The sequence below is a fragment of the Tardiphaga robiniae genome (assembly GCF_013359755.1).
Taxonomy (GTDB): Bacteria; Pseudomonadota; Alphaproteobacteria; order Rhizobiales; family Xanthobacteraceae; genus Tardiphaga; species Tardiphaga robiniae.
In genome coordinates this window covers 204,412-220,089 of record NZ_JABMCJ010000093.1, presented here as the reverse complement: position 1 = coordinate 220,089, position 15,678 = coordinate 204,412, and the positions used below count along the sequence as shown (strand labels likewise).

12 protein-coding genes and 1 pseudogene are annotated in these 15,678 nt (G+C 61.7%); 3 read left to right on the top strand and 10 right to left on the bottom strand.

Annotated features, from left to right (window positions below):
- Positions 1-48: 48 nt before the first annotated feature.
- On the bottom strand, positions 49-1,437 hold the full coding sequence (locus tag HP556_RS25260) for an efflux RND transporter periplasmic adaptor subunit (protein ID WP_175368994.1): 1,389 nt from the start codon (positions 1,435-1,437) through the stop codon (positions 49-51).
- The gene (locus HP556_RS25255; RefSeq protein WP_175368993.1) at positions 1,427-2,872 is read right to left on the bottom strand and encodes an efflux transporter outer membrane subunit; all 1,446 of its coding nucleotides are present in this window, start codon (positions 2,870-2,872) and stop codon (positions 1,427-1,429) included. Before HP556_RS25255 ends, HP556_RS25260 begins: the two co-directional genes overlap by 11 nt.
- A 718-nt stretch (positions 2,873-3,590) precedes the next feature.
- Here HP556_RS25255 and HP556_RS25250 point away from each other — a divergent pair.
- Both HP556_RS25250 and HP556_RS25245 read left to right on the top strand, forming a co-directional pair.
- Positions 3,591-4,820: an SAM-dependent methyltransferase gene (locus HP556_RS25250; RefSeq protein WP_093758543.1), complete on the top strand. Its 1,230-nt coding sequence runs from the start codon at positions 3,591-3,593 to the stop codon at positions 4,818-4,820.
- Between the two features lie 134 nt (positions 4,821-4,954).
- Positions 4,955-5,782 (top strand): annotated as a pseudogene (locus tag HP556_RS25245) (cysteine synthase A); the annotation flags it as partial.
- A gap of 11 nt (positions 5,783-5,793) precedes the next feature.
- On the opposite strand, the gene HP556_RS25240 reads toward HP556_RS25245, so the two are convergent.
- Genes HP556_RS25240 through HP556_RS25225 form a run of 4 tightly spaced genes read right to left on the bottom strand, consistent with a single transcriptional unit; the run spans position 5,794 to position 10,306 of the window.
- Positions 5,794-6,540, bottom strand: a complete 747-nt coding sequence (locus tag HP556_RS25240) for an amino acid ABC transporter ATP-binding protein (protein ID WP_175368992.1) — start codon at positions 6,538-6,540, stop codon at positions 5,794-5,796.
- A gap of 6 nt (positions 6,541-6,546) precedes the next feature.
- A complete protein-coding gene (locus HP556_RS25235; protein WP_175368991.1) occupies positions 6,547-8,067 on the bottom strand; it encodes an amino acid ABC transporter permease in 1,521 nt (506 codons plus the stop codon).
- A complete protein-coding gene (locus HP556_RS25230; protein ID WP_175368990.1) occupies positions 8,064-9,275 on the bottom strand; it encodes an ABC transporter permease subunit in 1,212 nt (403 codons plus the stop codon). The genes HP556_RS25235 and HP556_RS25230 overlap by 4 nt, the downstream gene beginning before the upstream one ends.
- Positions 9,276-9,289: 14 nt before the next feature.
- Positions 9,290-10,306: an amino acid ABC transporter substrate-binding protein gene (locus HP556_RS25225; RefSeq protein WP_089264281.1), complete on the bottom strand. Its 1,017-nt coding sequence runs from the start codon at positions 10,304-10,306 to the stop codon at positions 9,290-9,292.
- Between the two features lie 336 nt (positions 10,307-10,642).
- On the opposite strand from HP556_RS25225, the gene metC reads away from it, so the two are divergent.
- Positions 10,643-11,839, top strand: a complete 1,197-nt coding sequence (gene metC, locus HP556_RS25220) for a cystathionine beta-lyase (RefSeq protein ID WP_175368989.1) — start codon at positions 10,643-10,645, stop codon at positions 11,837-11,839.
- A gap of 80 nt (positions 11,840-11,919) precedes the next feature.
- Here metC and HP556_RS25215 read toward each other — a convergent pair whose 3' ends face one another.
- The 4 genes from HP556_RS25215 to HP556_RS25200 are packed head-to-tail and all read right to left on the bottom strand — an operon-like array spanning position 11,920 to position 15,655.
- Positions 11,920-12,258, bottom strand: coding sequence for a lipid-A-disaccharide synthase N-terminal domain-containing protein (locus tag HP556_RS25215; RefSeq protein WP_092143185.1), 339 nt, complete (start codon positions 12,256-12,258; stop codon positions 11,920-11,922).
- The gene (locus HP556_RS25210) at positions 12,259-13,014 is read right to left on the bottom strand and encodes a glycosyltransferase family 2 protein (RefSeq protein WP_120289651.1); all 756 of its coding nucleotides are present in this window, start codon (positions 13,012-13,014) and stop codon (positions 12,259-12,261) included.
- Positions 13,015-13,070: 56 nt separating this feature from the next.
- The gene (locus HP556_RS25205; protein ID WP_175368988.1) at positions 13,071-13,913 is read right to left on the bottom strand and encodes a phosphatase PAP2 family protein; all 843 of its coding nucleotides are present in this window, start codon (positions 13,911-13,913) and stop codon (positions 13,071-13,073) included.
- Positions 13,913-15,655 carry an ArnT family glycosyltransferase gene (locus HP556_RS25200; RefSeq protein WP_175368987.1) on the bottom strand — a complete coding sequence of 581 codons (1,743 nt, stop codon included), beginning with the start codon at positions 15,653-15,655 and terminating at the stop codon, positions 13,913-13,915. The genes HP556_RS25205 and HP556_RS25200 overlap by 1 nt, the downstream gene beginning before the upstream one ends.
- Positions 15,656-15,678: the final 23 nt, after the last annotated feature.

Sequence of the window (15,678 nt, the reverse complement as noted above, 5' to 3'; positions counted from 1 at the left end):
TGGTATAGAAGTCATCAACTCAGGCGATCGATCGTGCGAACATCATGGCTACTTCGCTCCCGATGGCGCAGCGCTCGGGCTGGCTGGAGGCGGCGTCTGGCCAATCGGTGCCTGCGGATTGCCTTGGCCACCCGCACCACCTGAATTCTGGCCGCGCTTGCCACGACGCTCGCCAGCATCATTGCCCTTGCCCCCGCCACGCTTACGTGGTGCCAAGTCGGCGGTCGGCTCCTGATCGTTGGTGCCGACAGACACCTTCGATCCTTCTGCGAGATTGGCAAAGCCCGTGGTGACAACACGCTCGGTCGCCGACAGGCCCTTGGCGATGACGGCCGTGGTCTCGTTCTGCTGCGTTACGGTGACCGGCACCGCCTTGACGATGTCGCCCTCCTCGATCACGTAACTGAACGTACCGGCGGGACCGCGTTGTACGGCCGAGGTCGGCACCACCATCGCATCCTTCAGGGTCTCGACCTTCAGCCGCACATTGACGAACTGACCGGGCCAGAGCTGATAATTCGGGTTCGGGAATTCGGCCTTCAGCTTCACTGTGCCGGTGGTTGTATCGACCTGATTGTCGATGCCGGTGAGCGTACCGGTGTCGATGACGGTCACGCCGTCATTGCCGAACACATCGACCATCAGCGTGCCCTTGGCAGCAGCGGCGTTGGCGCGAACGATTTGCTGCTGCGGCAGGCTGAACAGTACTGCGATAGGCTGCAGTTGCGTGATCACCACGAGGCCCGTGGTATCGGACGCGTGGATGATGTTGCCCTGATCGACCTGACGCAGGCCGGCCCGGCCAGAGAGCGGCGCGATGATCTTGGTGTAGCTCAGCGTTGCGGCGGCATTGTCGATGGCAGCCTGATCGGCATTCACCAGAGCCTCCTGCTGGGCAACGAGAGACTTCTGGGTGTCGGCCTGCTGCTTGGAGCCGGCGTTTGACGTTGCGAGCTGCTGGTAGCGGATCAGGTCGAGCCGCGCATTGGCAAGCGTCGCCTCGTCCTGCGCCTTCTTCGCAACAGCCTGATCGTACAGTGCCTTGTAGAGCACCGGGTCAATCTCGCCGAGCACATCGCCAGCCTTGACGTCCTGACCTTCCTTGAAATTGACCTTGATCAGTTTGCCGTCGACCTGCGCGCGCACGGTGACGTTGTTCAAGGCCTTCACCGAGCCGACGCCATCGAGATAGACCGGCACGTCCTGGATCTTCGGCATCGCCGCAAGCACCGGCACCGTCATCATGTCCGGCCGGAAACCGCCGTGGTTGGCGGTCTGACGCTGCTGGAAGGCGTTCCAGCCGATATAGCCGAGCCCGCCGAGGATCAGCAGCGTCACGGCGATCGACACAGTACGGCGGCGCGCCTTGCCGGCGACCTTGGCGACACCATCGCCCGTCGCTTTCGCGGCCTCTTTCAACTCCGGCTTAAAGAGCATTGACCGGTCTTTCCATTTTCGGCTCCCAGCCGCCCCCCAGCGCCTGATAGAGGCTGATGATCGCCTGCAGTCGCGCCAGTTGCGCCTGCGACAGGACATCTTCCGCCTGGAACAGCGTCAGCTGGGTGTTTAGCACAGTTACGATGTCAGCGGTTCCGGCGCGCAATTGCTGCTCGGACAGCTCGAAGGCCCGCCGGGACGCCCGGACCACCTCACGCTGCAGCCGCAGCCGCTCGGTGGTCTGGCGAATCGCGACCAGCGCGTTGTCCACGTCGGCAAAGGACTGCACGACCGTCTTGCGATAGGTCTGCAGGAGCTCGTCCTGCCGTGCCTGGGTCAGCTCGAAATTGCCCTGGATGCGCCCGCCATCGAAGATCGGCTGTGTCAGGCCGCCGACGAGGCTGAAGAAGGCGGCATTGGGTTGGAACAGCGAGGCCAGCGCTGCGCTCTGATAACCGCCCGAGCCGGTCAACTGGATACTCGGAAAGAACTGCGCCCGGGCGCTGCCAACATTGGCCGTGGCCGAGGCCAATTGCGCCTCCTGCCGGCGGATATCCGGCCGCTGGGTTAACAGCTCTGACGGCAGGCCGGGCGTGACGCGCGGGGCTGCGATATTGTTCAGCGACCCGCCGGCCACGCGCACGCTTTCAGGGGGGCGGGACACTAGCGTCGCGAGCGCATTGACGTTCTGCGCCAGCGTGGTCCGCAGCGGCGGCACCGCAGCGCGCTGATTGGCCAGCACGCTTTCCTGCTGCGCGACATCGAGATCGGTGCCGGTGCCGGCACTGAAGCGCTGTTTGATCGCATCAAGGATACGCTGCGCGCTGGCGATGTTGCGCTCCGCTGTGCGAATGCGGTCCTGCGAGGTCAGCACCTGGAAATAGGCATTGGCGACAGCCGCCATAGTGGTTAGCGCCACCACGTCGCGGTCAAAGCGATTGGCCGTCGAGGTTTCTTCCGCAGCCAGCGCCGCGTCGCGGTTCTTGCCCCAGAAGTCGATCTCATAGCTGGCCGAGAGCGAGGCAGAATAGGTCACCACCTCGCGGCCGCCATTGGTTAGGCCACTAGAGCTTGAGCCCGAGGTCCGCGAATAGGTCTCCTGCCCGCCGCCGCTCACGCTGGGCAGCAGCGCTGCGCCGGTGATTCGTGCCTGCGCATCGGCCTGCATGATTCGCGATGTTGCCGCAGCGATATCGAGGTTGACCGTCTGGGCCTCCTCCATCAGCTGCGTCAGTTCCCTGGAGCGAAAGCCGCGCCACCAGTCCAGTGTCGGCGTGGCGCCGTTCGGATTGGCCAGCCGTGCCGCCTTATAGCCCTCGGGAATATCGAGGGCCGGATCAGGCAGATCCTTGGTCAAAATGCAGCCTGCCGAACTGGCAGCAACGGCAAAGGCGACGACCGAACGCCCAATCTTTTTCGCGAACACGAGATTCACCGCACGAACATCCGGACAAGGCTCCGCCGCGCGCGCTTTGCGCCGAAATTCGGGGCGTTGGAGTATGCAGCCTGAGACACGTTCACCGGGTGATGCTGGTCAATGAAGCGAGCCCGCATTCTAGCGGCCCAATCATCCTGCGGACAGTGTTCTTACGTGTCGCAACGTGCAAGCGACACGAATGCTAGATGCCCGCAAATGAGTGGATTTGCACAGATTCTCCCGATTTTGTGGGGTTTTTTGGTCCCTGACAGAAGCGCCGGCAGGTCAGGCTTACGAAGATTTCATGTGTTCATTTGTTGCTGACATCCGGATTGCGTTCACCTGCGCCGTCGGCGCCATTTTGAAAACCGCTGGGGATGCCAACCGTGACCTGGATGAACCGTTTGCAGGGCATTGCCGACGATGACGCCAGGGCGCTCGCGGCGCGAAAGCGCCTCGACCAGATTCAGGGCGAGCACCGCACCAGGTTCTGCGACGCATAGACTGGTTATTGGATCAAGGGTGCATACGCCTGGTGTCGTGTGAAGCAAGCCATGCGAGAAATACCGGCTTGGCGAGTAAACAAAGCCGCGCCTATACTCCTGTAAAATCGCCCGCGCGTTCATCGGATTTCGCAACGCACAAGGGCGGTCCCGACCGACAGAAGAGCGGCAGGCACATCCATCCATGCGACTTGAATGCGAACACAGAACCACGAACTCCCCTGGATCTGCGCATGTCTGACCTGATCGTTCTTACTCCGGAAAATGTCGACAAGGCGCTGCCCGATCTGCCGCGCATCGTCCGACTGGCATTGGGCTTCGGCTCACGTCTGCGCCGCGGCACGCTCGACGTGACACTTCCCGATGGCCGGCGTGTCCGCCTCGGCGGCATGGAACCTGGTCCTGCCGCGGAGATGACGATCACCAGCTATGCGTTCGCGTCGCGTCTTGTGAATGGCGGCGATATCGGCATCGCGGAAGCCTATCTACACCGCGAATGGGACACGCCGGATCTCACGCAATTCCTGTATCTGTTCTGCGTCAATCACGATCTCATTCAGGTGATGCTCGGCAACAATCCGCTGATGCGCTTCGTGCAGATCGTTCGCCATTGGTTCAACCGCAACACCAAGCGGCAAGCTCGCAAGAACATCTACGCGCATTACGACATCGGCAACGCGTTCTATTCTGCGTGGCTCGATCCGAGCATGACCTATTCGTCCGCGATTTTCGAAGACGGTACGCAGGATCTCACGGCCGCGCAAAACAACAAATATCGCCGGCTTGCAGAAGCAATCGATCTGAAGCCCGGACAGAAGGTGTTGGAGATCGGCTGCGGCTGGGGTGGCTTTGCCGAATATGCCGCGAAGAACTACGGCGCGCATGTCACCGGTCTCACCATCTCGACCGAGCAGCGCGATTTCGCACGTAAGCGGATGCAGGACGCGGGCCTTGGCGACAAGGTCGAGATCAAGTTTCAGGACTATCGCGACGAACGCGGTCAGTATGATCGCATCGCTTCGATCGAGATGATCGAGGCCGTCGGCGAACAGTTCTGGCCGCAGTATTTCTCACAATTGCGCGACCGGCTGCTGCCCGGCGGATTGATCGGTATCCAGGCCATCACGATCCAGGACAAGTTCTTCCAGACCTATCGGCGCGAGGTCGACTTCATTCAGCGCTACGTCTTTCCCGGCGGCATGCTGCCGTCGCCGGAAATCCTGAAATCCCTCGGGGCCAGATACGGCGTTCCTGTCATCAAGGAACGCATATTCGGACTGGATTATGCCAAGACGCTGGCGACCTGGAGAGATAGTTTCCGCGCGGCCTGGCCAAGCCTGACGCCGCTCGGTTTCGACGACCGGTTCCGGCGGCTCTGGGAATACTACCTGGCCTATTGCGAGGCCGGTTTCCTGTCGGGGAATATCGACGTTCGCCAGGTCGTATTCGCAAAAGCCCCATAACCCGCGCTCTGGACTTTCCGCACTGCAGCACCAGATCTTGAGGCCAGACCCTTCCCTTGTCTGGCTCTGCGGCCTCCACTAGGGTCGCCGCGAGATCGACAACCCGAGCGAAGAATTTCAGCACCATGACCTTCAACACCGGCATTGGACTGGCCGTGGTGGCAAGCGCGCGCGGCTATCGGACCATCATTGTGATCCCTGACTCGCAGAGCCAGGAAAAGAAAGACATGCTGCGGCTCGCCGGTGCCGAGCTGATCGAGGTACCGGTCGTCCCTTATTCCAATCCGAATCAATTCCAGCATGTGGGCAAGCGCCTCGCCGAGCAACTCCGGAAGACCGAACCAAACGGCGTGCTGTTCGGCGATCAGTGGAACAATCTCGACAATGCCAAGGCGCATTACGATTCGACGGGACCCGAGATCTGGCAGCAGACGGATGGCAAGGTCGACGGTTTTATCTGCGCCGTGGGTAGCGGCGGCACCCTCGCGGGCACCAGCACCTATCTGAAGGAAAAGAACAAGAGTGTGGTGATCGGCTGTGCCGATCCGCATGGCGCCGCCATGTATGAGTATTTCAAAACCGGCGAGGCCAACGCGTCGCCCGGCGGATCGATCACCGAGGGCATTGGGCTTGGGCGCGTGACGCCGATCGCGCAGCAAGCCAAAGCCCATGTCGATACTGCATTCCTGATCTCTGACGAGGAAGCCGTCGCCATCATTTATGACTTGCTCCAGCACGAAGGCCTCTGCCTCGGCGGCTCGACCGGCATCAACATCGCCGGCGCGATCCGCCTCGCAAAGGAGTTGGGCCCGGGCAAGACCATCGTCACCATTCTCTGCGACTCCGGTGGCCGCTATCAGTCGAAGCTGTTCAATCCCGACTTCATGCGCAGCAAGAACCTGCCGGTGCCGGCATGGCTGGAGACGAAGAGCGATATCTCGGTGCCGTTCGAGAAAGTCTGAGGCGCAAGGCCTCAGCGGAGAATCTGGCTCAGGAACAGCTTCGTCCGCGCATGCTGCGGATTGGCGAAAAACTTGTCCGGTGTATTCGCCTCGATGATCTGCCCGGCATCCATAAATACCACGCGGCTGGCGACTTCCCTGGCAAAGCCCATCTCGTGCGTGACCACAAGCATGGTCATGCCCTCGCCGGCAAGATCGACCATGGTGTCGAGCACTTCCTTGACCATTTCCGGGTCCAGCGCCGATGTCGGCTCGTCAAACAGCATCACCTTCGGCGTCATCGTCAGCGCCCGGGCGATCGCCACACGCTGCTGCTGGCCGCCGGAGAGCTGACCGGGATAGGCATTGGCCTTGTCTGGAATGCGCACCCGCTCCAGATACTTCATCGCCGCAGCATCGGCGTCCTTCTTCGGCATATGCCGTACCCAGATCGGCGCCAACGTACAGTTCTCAAGCACCGTCAGATGCGGAAACAGGTTGAAGCTCTGGAACACCATCCCGACATCACGCCTGATATCGTCGACGCGGCGCAGGTTGGGACCGAGTTCGATGCCGTCGACCATGATGCGGCCTTCCTGAAACTCCTCCAGTGCATTGATGCAGCGGATCAGCGTCGATTTGCCCGAGCCCGATGGCCCGCAGATCACGATGCGCTCGCTGCGGCCGACCGCAAGATCGATGTCGCGCAGCACGTGGAAATCGCCGAACCATTTGTTGAGGCCGGCAACCGAGACGATGGGATTCACGGATACGGACATGTCACCTCAACTCCGTCGATGCACATTGAGCCGGTGCTCGACGAATAGCGAATAGCGCGAGATGCCGAAGCACATCACGAAATACATGATGCCGGTGAAGGCAAAACCGGTGAACAAGGTCGTCGGCGTCGACCAGTTCGGATCGGCAAAGGATGCGCGGAGCTGACCGAGCAGATCGAATAGCGCGACGATGGACACCAGCGATGTATCCTTCAGCAGCGCGATGAAGCTGTTGACGAGGCCGGGAATGACATGGCGCAGCGCCTGCGGCATCACCACCAGCCGTGTCGTCTTCCACCAAGACAGGCCCAGCGCACTTGCCGCCTCCGCCTGCCCGCGCGGGATCGCCTGCAACCCGCCGCGGATCACCTCGGCATTGTAGGCGCCGGCAAACAGCGCGATGCCGATCAGCGCGCGCACGAGACCATCGACGGTGAAGTTGCCCGGCAGGAACAGCGGCAGCATATAAGTCGCAAAGAACAATACGGTGATCAGCGGCACGCCGCGCCAGAACTCGATGAAGGCGATTGAGAAGAGACGGATCAGCGGTATGGTCGAGCGTCGCCCCAGCGCCAGCGCCATGCCAACAGGCATCGACGTGACGATGCCTGTGATCGACACCACCAGCGTCACCAGCAATCCGCCCCAGAGCCGCGTATCGACGATCGGCAATCCGCCACGATCAAGCCGCAGCAGGGCGATGACGACGGCGATGCCAGCGAAGACGGAGATACTGTTGGCCAGCGCACGCCAGCCGCTGCGGAAGTGGCCGTTCAACAAGAACATAAGCAGTGAGACAATGATGGCGGTTGTCGTCAGTTCGAACCAGACAGGTTTGCCATGATTGACGCCTTCGTTGCGTAACCACTCAAACGGCAGCGCGACGAGTTGCAGGCCGCCGCCGAATGCTACGACGCCGTCGCCTATCAGCGTCAGCAGATAACCGATGACAGCTATATCGGACAGAAGGCCCATACCCCTGAGCCGGCGACCCACATCCGTGATGTGGACCGCGACGGTCGACAGAAAATCCGTGGCCCAACTGATTCCGAAGCCATTGATGCCACCGCCATACAGCAGGAAGAACGCCACGACAGGGAAGGCAAGGAAGAACAGTCCGGCATTCACGCTCTTCGCGGGCAGACGCGGGATCAGCAGCGGCAGAAGTAATAGTGCACCGAGCAAGAATGTCAGGTTGACGCGCCAGCGTTCCGGCTCGGGATAAAAACCGTAGATGAACTGCGTGAATTTGGCCTGCACGAACGGCCAGCAGGCGCCAACGGCGTGGCCAACGTTTTCCGGCAGACACGCCGTGCGGTCCTGCCCCTGCCAGACGGCGTCGATCAACAGGAATTTGACCGTGGGGGCAATGGTGAACCACAGCAGCAACAGGCTGACGACAGTCAGCAGAATATTGGTCGGTGAATTCAGCAGCCGCGTCTGCACAAAGCCGATGAAACCCGCGCTGCGCACGGGTGCGGCGCGCTCTGCAACCAGTTCTTTTGCAATGAAGCTGGTGTCGCTCATGCACTCATGCTCCGTGAGATCCGCCAGCCATAGAGGCTCATGATGGCGCTCGTGATCAGCGAGATCACGAGATAGACCGCCATGGTGATGGCGATGATCTCGATGGCCTGCCCGGTCTGGCTCATGGTCGTCCCGGCAAAGACCGAGACCAGATCGGGATAGCCGATGGCAACAGCCAGCGACGAATTCTTGGTGAGGTTGAGATACTGGTTGGTCAGCGGCGGCAGGATCACGCGCATCGCCTGCGGCACCACGATCAGTCGCAGCGTTGCACCCCGGCTAAGTCCAAGCGATGCGCCCGCCTCGCTCTGTCCCTTGTGCACCGACTGGACTCCCGCGCGAACGATCTCGGCGATGAAGGCGGCGGTGTAGGTCGAGAGCGCGAGTGTCAGTGCGACGAATTCCGGCAGCACACGCAGGCCGCCCGAAAAATTAAAACCTCTCAATACCGGATACTCGAATGTCACGGGCTTGCCGAGCACGAGCACCGTCAGCAACGGCAAACCGATCAGCAAGCCCAAGGTGATCGGCCAGACGGCTATTACACGCCCCTTGGCGAAGAGCTGCTGTCGCGCATAAACGCGCAACACCAGCGCGGCGATGATCGCAACGATCACAGCGACCGCGAACGCCGTGAAAGCCTCCGTCCCGATCGGCTTCGGCAATCCAAAGCCGCGATTGCTGAGAAAAAAACTGTCCAGCAACGAGATGCTCTGCCGCGGCTGCGGCAGTGTCGCGAGCACGGCGAGATACCAGAAGAGGATCTGGAACAGCAGCGGCAGGTTACGGATCAGTTCGACATAACCGCCTGCGATCCGCGCCAGCAGCCAGTTCGGCGACATCCGGCCGAGCCCGACGATGAAGCCGATGATGGTCGCAAAGAATATGCCAATCAGCGACACGACCAGCGTGTTCACGAGGCCGACAAAGAACACCTGCAGATAGGTGTCGGATTCCGAATACGGGATCAGCGCCTGACTGACCGCAAAGCCCGCGGTGTTTGACAGGAACCCGAAGCCGGATGCGATCTTCTGCGCGGCCAGATTGGAGCGTGCATTCTCGACGATCTCATAGCCGATCCAGACCAGCGCCGTGACAAACACGATCTGGAGCAGAAAACCGCTCCAGCCCGCCTGCCCGCCCAGCACACGTCGCAGTTTTGCAGCGAGTTGCAGCGGCGGTTTTCTGGCTTCGGTCGATGTCGCCACGGGCGATGATGCGCTCAGCGGATCGGCGGCGCGTATTGGATACCGCCCTTGTTCCAGAGCTGGTTCAGTCCGCGCGAGATCCCGAGCTTGGAGCCTGCGCCTACATTGCGGTCGAACACCTCGCCGTAATTGCCGGTCGCCTTGATGATGCGCGCAAACCAGTCCTTGGTGAGGCCCAGCGTTTCACCGAGATTGCCGTCGGTGCCAAAGATACGCTTCAGCTCCGGCTTGTCGGATTTTGCCTGGTCATCGACGTTCTTCTGCGTGATGCCGAGCTCCTCCGCATTGATCATGGCGAACAGCGTCCAGCGCACCACATCCAGCCACTGATCATCGCCATGGCGTACCAGCGGGCCGAGCGGCTCCTTGGAGATCACTTCAGGCAACACCGCGTGATCGGCAGGCACGGTGAGCTTCAGGCGTTCCGCATAAAGTTGCGAGAGATCAGCGGTGAAGACGTCACAGCGGCCCGACTCATAGGCTTTGATGGTTTCGTCGGCGGTCGAGAACGCGATTACCTCATACTTCATGTTGTTGCCCTTGAAATAGTCGGCAACATTCTGCTCGTTGGTGGTGCCGGTCTGCAGGCAGATCGAAGCGCTGTTGAGTTCGAGCGCCGAATTCACCTTGAGCGCCTTGCGGACCAGAAAGCCCTGGCCATCATAGTAATTGATGCCGGCGAAGTTTACGCCGAGCGACGTATCGCGCGATAGCGTCCAGGTCGTATTGCGCGACAGCACGTCGATCTCGCCGGACTGCAAGGCAGTAAAGCGATCCTTCGCCGAGAGCGGCACATATTTCACCTTGGTGGCATCGTTGAAGATCGCCGCCGCGATGCCGCGGCACAGGTCGACATCGAAGCCGACCCAGTTGCCCTTGTCATCCGGCGCCGAGAAACCCGGCAAGCCCTGGGTGACGCCGCAGGACAGCATGCCGCGGTCCTTCACGGTCTTGAGCGTCTGCGCAGATGCACCTTGCGCGGTCAGACTGGCGGCAAGAGCGAGAGAGAACATCAAGGTTGCGCGTTTCATGTAAGGCCTCTTTGGGGACGTCAGGACGCTCGGTCGACGCAAAGAATTGAATGACGAGCCTACGGATCAGTTCCATAGCCGTGAATGGCCCGACCGGAAAGGCGAACGACAGCAGAGACGATCTAAAAAGACCGTACGAATCAGCAGGAAATCGCAGATTTCGCGGCAGGCCCCTCAACGTGCCGCGGGGGATCGCGAGGTCCGCAACAGAGAACGATCAGCCAGCCGGGTCAAGGGGTTGACGGCCATCCGCCGTGTCCTCTTAGTGACGGAACCAGCCATTCGGCAACCCAGATGCCAATGGCCTTGCAACACCTGCAGACCGGCGGCCCCATTATGACAGCTTCGAACGATAATCACGGCACCACCTCGCTCGACACGGACACCGTGATCGTCACCGCCGGCCGCGACACCAAATCGCAGCGGGGCTTCGTCAATCCACCGGTCGTGCGCGGCTCCACGGTGCTGTATCCGACCGCCGACGACCTCCACGCGCATCGCGGCGAGTTTCAGTATGGCCGCCACGGCACGCCGACCACCAAGGCATTGCAGGAAGCGCTGATGGCACTGGAAGGCCCGAAATGTGCCGGCGTGGGGCTCGTGCCATCGGGCCTCGCCGCGATCTCGACCGCTCTGCTCTCGGTGCTCAAGGCCGGCGATCATCTCCTCGTCAGCGACAGCGCCTATCGGCCGACACGCAATTTCTGCAACGGCATGCTGGCACGCTACGGCATCGAGACCACCTATTTCGATCCGCTGATCGGCGCCGGCATTGAAGCGCTGTTCAAATCGAATACCCGCGCCGTCCTGGTCGAAGCGCCGGGCTCACAATCCTTCGAAATGCCGGATGTGCCTCTCATTGCCGGCATTGCGCATGCGCGCGGCGCGCTGGTGCTCGACGACAACACCTGGGCCACGCCGCTGTATCATCGCTCGCTCGAACAAGGCGTCGATATCAGCATCCAAGCGGCGACCAAATATATCGGAGGTCACTCCGACATCATGTTCGGCACCATCTCCGCCAATGGCGCGGCGTGGCCGTTGATCCAGGAGGGCATCAAGCTGCTCGGCACCTGTGCCGGACCGGACGACGTGTTCCTCGCATTACGTGGTCTGCGCACTATGTCGGTGCGGCTCGCACATCATCAGCGCTCGGCGCTGGAGATGGCGCAGTGGCTTCAGACCCGCCCCGAAGTGCTGAAGGTGCTGCATCCCGCTTTGCCGGATCATCCCGGCCACGCAATCTGGAAGCGCGACTTCACCGGCGCATCCGGTCTGTTCAGCATCATCCTGAAGCCATCGCCGCAAAAGGCCGTCGATGCCCTGCTCGATACCGTCAAGCTGTTCGGCATGGGTTATTCCTGGGGCGGCTTCGAGAGTCTCGTCATCCCGTTCGACTGCTCGGACTACCGCAGTGCCACCACATGGGCACCCGGCGGTCCCGCATTGCGATTCCATATCGGCCTAGAAAGCGTGGATGACCTGAAGGCTGATCTCGAACGGGGCTTTGCTGCACTCAATGCGGCTCGGTGATATCGCCGTTGTTCGAACCGCGTCCCTGCTGCCGCCCGACCGGATCGACGCGTTGACGCGATAACGAAGCCTTCGTGTTGTCAATTCGACAGCGTCTTCGATCCGCTGCCGCGGTTCTTGATGATCAGCATGATGTTGCGGACATAGATCACCGTGGCGAAGGCCTGGCCGAGGATGATCACCGGCTCTCGCTTGGCGATGCCGTAGATCAGCGTCATGAAGCCGCCGGCCATCGAGAAAAACCAGAACGCCATCGGCACAACGCTCTGTCCGGCGCGTTCGCTGGAAATCCACTGCACGAGAAAGCGCGCGGTAAACAGCAGTTGCGCGATCAAGCCAAAGGCGAGCCAGAAATCAAACTTCGCGACGAAGACGTCGTAGATATAGTCGCCAAGCGCCTGACCGTATTGAATCAGCATTTATTTGAACTCGGTTGCGACCGGCGTCGTACGCTTGCGGCGGATCAGCCACCAGACGCCGGCAAGATCCATGATGCCTATCCAGAGTCGATCGAAAAATCCGTAATTGGACACACCGGAATGGCGCGGCCGATCGGTGACATCGACATAGGCGATGTCGAAGCCCTCGCGGCGCACCAGGGCCGGAAGGAAGCGATGCAGACCATCGAAATAAGGCATCGACAAGAATACATCGCGGCGGAACGCCTTCAGGCCGCAGCCGGTATCGCGGGTGCCGTCCTTCAGGATCGCGTTGCGGACAGCATTGGCGATCTTCGATTGCGCTTTCTTGAAGCCGGTATCCTTGCGGCCAACGCGCTGCCCGGCGGCGAGACCAACACGGCCGCCGCCATCCTGAATGGCCAAAATCAGGTTGGGCAGGAATGCCGGATTGTTCTGGCCATCGCCGTCCAGCGTGGCCACGATGGCGCCGCGGGCGTTGCGCACGCCGGTTCGCACGGCGGCCGACTGGCCCGATGACGCAGCGTGGTCGATGCGGCGCAGGTTGGCGCGCGTTTGCATCAACTCGGCGAGCCGTGCTGGCGTCGCGTCGGTGGAGCCGTCATTGACGTAGATGATCTCATAGGGCCAGCGGCCATCGAGCGCGGCGGTGATCTCGGCGATCAAAGGCGCGACATTGTCCTGCTCGTTGCGCACGGGCACGACAATGGAAACGTCGACGGGGGCAGCTTCGGGAGCGGACAAATCGGAGCTCATGGTTGGAGGGCGGTCCTGCGGGAACTTGTCGCAGCCAGCCCGGCGAAGACCGCTTATTATGGGGCCGCGGTCCCGCGGGCAACCCTTTTGAGATGGCCTGCGGACGGCCCTGGCAGCGGGTCGATCGTGCCGTCCTGGTGGATGGTGAAAGCCAGATGCCGGGCCGCAAACCAGTACCGCACCGTCATGGCTCCGATCCAGCCGACCAGCCCGCCGCCGACCACGTCACTGGCGTGATGCGCCAGCAGGACGAGACGGCTGGCGCAGATGGCGACCGCATAGACGATCATCACTGTGCGCAGCCGCGGCCAGAGCGCGGCGACCGCGAAAGCTAATGCGAAACTGGTGGTCGCATGACCCGATGGGAAACTGGCATAGGCCGGCGTCCAGGCAAAATGCGAAAAGTGGAACGGGTCCGCGGCGCCGCTGACGAATGGCCGGCCGCGGCCGAGCATGCCTTTGATGATTTCAGCCACGAAGACGGAGAGCGCGACCGACAGGAAGATGTACTGAATGCGCGTGCCGAAGCTGACAAGTACGGCGCGCGACGTGCCGTGCCGCAGCGGCGCCAGCAGGGCCAGAACGATCATAAACGCGAACAACGCCAGCAGGACATATTCGTCCTTGCCGAAGTCAGTGAAGATACGCAGCGGCCACAGGCCGGCCGTGCCCCGCGCCGGCATCAGTCCGATCTCGGTGGCGTCGACGATGAACATCAACGCGATGATGATCACGGCTGTCACGGCGCCAAGCGCCAGCGAACGGCGCGCCCAATAACGAGCAGCTTCGGCTCGCCGCGAATGCGACGGTGCGCGAACGAGCTGTGCGAACGACTGCCAGACCAGCGCAACGAGTTGCGACAGATAGGTCTGTGGCTGCGATTTGTCCGGGGCTACCATTACTCGGTCCCTTCGGAGCGATAGATCGCCACCGAAATCGCTTTGCCCTGCGAGAAGTTATAGCCGTCGATGCGGGTTGCCATGTTGTAGCGCAGGCCGATGGCCTCGGCGCGCATCGCGAACTGGCGTTCTGAACGCAATTCGACAAGCGCGAAGCGACAGCTGCCCTGCCCGAGGAAATCCGCCGCGCCGGCACCATCAGTGAGTTGTGTGGATGTGCCGGTCATGAACACCAGGCTCGGCTCGTGATATCCCGCTGCCGCAGCCTTGGGACCGACGCAGACCACGTTACGCAGCGCACGTGCGATCTGCACACTCGGAAACAGCGGTCGGAGCGACGGCAGCAGCACGCCATAAAAGGCGGCGCTCATGAACAATGAGGCCACAACCGCATTCAGCAACGAGCGTTCTGCGCGGGCGTTATCATACAGCCACCAGGCAAACAGGCCGAAGACCAGTGCTGCGGCGGCAAATGGCCAGGCCAGAAACACCGGATGGCGGACGATCGCGACGGCACCGATCTCGGCGACCACAGCGGTTAGCGCCGGGATCGCGAACCACCAAGCCGCGCCGCGCGCCAGCCAATTGCGCGCCAGCACCTGGCGTTCAAGCGCTCCGATGACGAGGATGGCGATCGCCGGATAGAGCGGCAGCACGTAATGCGGCAGCTTGGTCATCACGACTTCGAACACGATCCAGGATGGGATCAGCCAGGCCAGCAGATATTGTGCGCCGGGCTCGCGGCGCGCGCGCCAGATCGCCGGCGTGGCCATACCGGCCAGCGGCGCTCCGGGCCAGAAGGTGATCCAGAACAGCAGGAAATACATGCCCGGAGGCGCGCCGTGGGATTCCTGCGCTGCCAGTTTGCTCAGCATGTCGCCACCGAGCGAATTGGAGAAGAACGCTTGCCCCGACTTCAGGAAGATCGCGACGAACCACGGCAGCACCAGGAACAGCATCCAGATGACGCCGACCAGCGGCCGTAATCGCCACAGCCATGCGACCGAGCGATCCATGATCGCCAGCGCAATGATCGTCAGCCCGACGAACATCAGGATCAGCGGGCCCTTGACCAGAATGCTGATCGCCATGGCCGTCCAGAACACCGCCGGCTCCTGCCAGCGCGACTTGTCGGCCTCCTCGCCGCGCTGCCACGCCAGGTAAATCCGCGCCATCGCGCCCATCACGGCAATGACCGTCAGCAGCAGCATGGCGTCGGTCTTGGCGAGCCGGGCCTCGACGTTGAGCAAGACCGAACTGCACATGATCAACGCAGCCAGCACGGCGCCGCGCCGCGCCAGGAAGGCCAGCGCGGTCCAATAGGTCAGCAACACTGCACCAATGGCACCGATCAGCGATGGCACGCGATAGAGCCAGATGCGAACTTCGGCGTTCTGCAAGCCCAGCGCCTCAGCGGTCTCGACCACGGCCGCCTGCATCCAGTAGATGCCGACCGGCTTCTTGTAGCGGACCTCGTCCTGGAACCGGATGTCGACGAAATCGCCTGTCTCGACCATCTGCTTGGTCGCCTGCGCGAAGCGCGCTTCGTCACGGTCGATCGGCGGGATAGTGAAGAAGCCGGGCAGGAAGAACAGGAACCCGCAAATGGTTAGGAACGCGACTGCGCGGGCATGGCCGGAGCTGACGAAATCAAGCACGCACACCAGCCGGCTGCCTGGATCGACACGGGTTTTCGGCTCGCGCGGGGCGCCAAATCGGGGTCTTGGATAGGTCTCGGCCATGCCTGTCGCATACGCTGAAACCG

What these genes read in the sequence shown, in the direction of transcription:
- HP556_RS25260 (WP_175368994.1), bottom strand. Translation starts at nt 1,437, where the DNA reads ATGCTCTTTAAGCCGGAGTTGAAAGAGGCCGCGAAAGCGACGGGCGAT.
- HP556_RS25250 (WP_093758543.1), top strand. Translation starts at nt 3,591, where the DNA reads ATGTCTGACCTGATCGTTCTTACTCCGGAAAATGTCGACAAGGCGCTG.
- HP556_RS25240 (WP_175368992.1), bottom strand. Translation starts at nt 6,540, where the DNA reads ATGTCCGTATCCGTGAATCCCATCGTCTCGGTTGCCGGCCTCAACAAA.
- HP556_RS25235 (WP_175368991.1), bottom strand. Translation starts at nt 8,067, where the DNA reads ATGAGCGACACCAGCTTCATTGCAAAAGAACTGGTTGCAGAGCGCGCC.
- HP556_RS25225 (WP_089264281.1), bottom strand. Translation starts at nt 10,306, where the DNA reads ATGAAACGCGCAACCTTGATGTTCTCTCTCGCTCTTGCCGCCAGTCTG.
- metC (WP_175368989.1), top strand. Translation starts at nt 10,643, where the DNA reads ATGACAGCTTCGAACGATAATCACGGCACCACCTCGCTCGACACGGAC.
- HP556_RS25215 (WP_092143185.1), bottom strand. Translation starts at nt 12,258, where the DNA reads ATGCTGATTCAATACGGTCAGGCGCTTGGCGACTATATCTACGACGTC.
- HP556_RS25210 (WP_120289651.1), bottom strand. Translation starts at nt 13,014, where the DNA reads ATGAGCTCCGATTTGTCCGCTCCCGAAGCTGCCCCCGTCGACGTTTCC.
- HP556_RS25205 (WP_175368988.1), bottom strand. Translation starts at nt 13,913, where the DNA reads ATGGTAGCCCCGGACAAATCGCAGCCACAGACCTATCTGTCGCAACTC.
- HP556_RS25200 (WP_175368987.1), bottom strand. Translation starts at nt 15,655, where the DNA reads ATGGCCGAGACCTATCCAAGACCCCGATTTGGCGCCCCGCGCGAGCCG.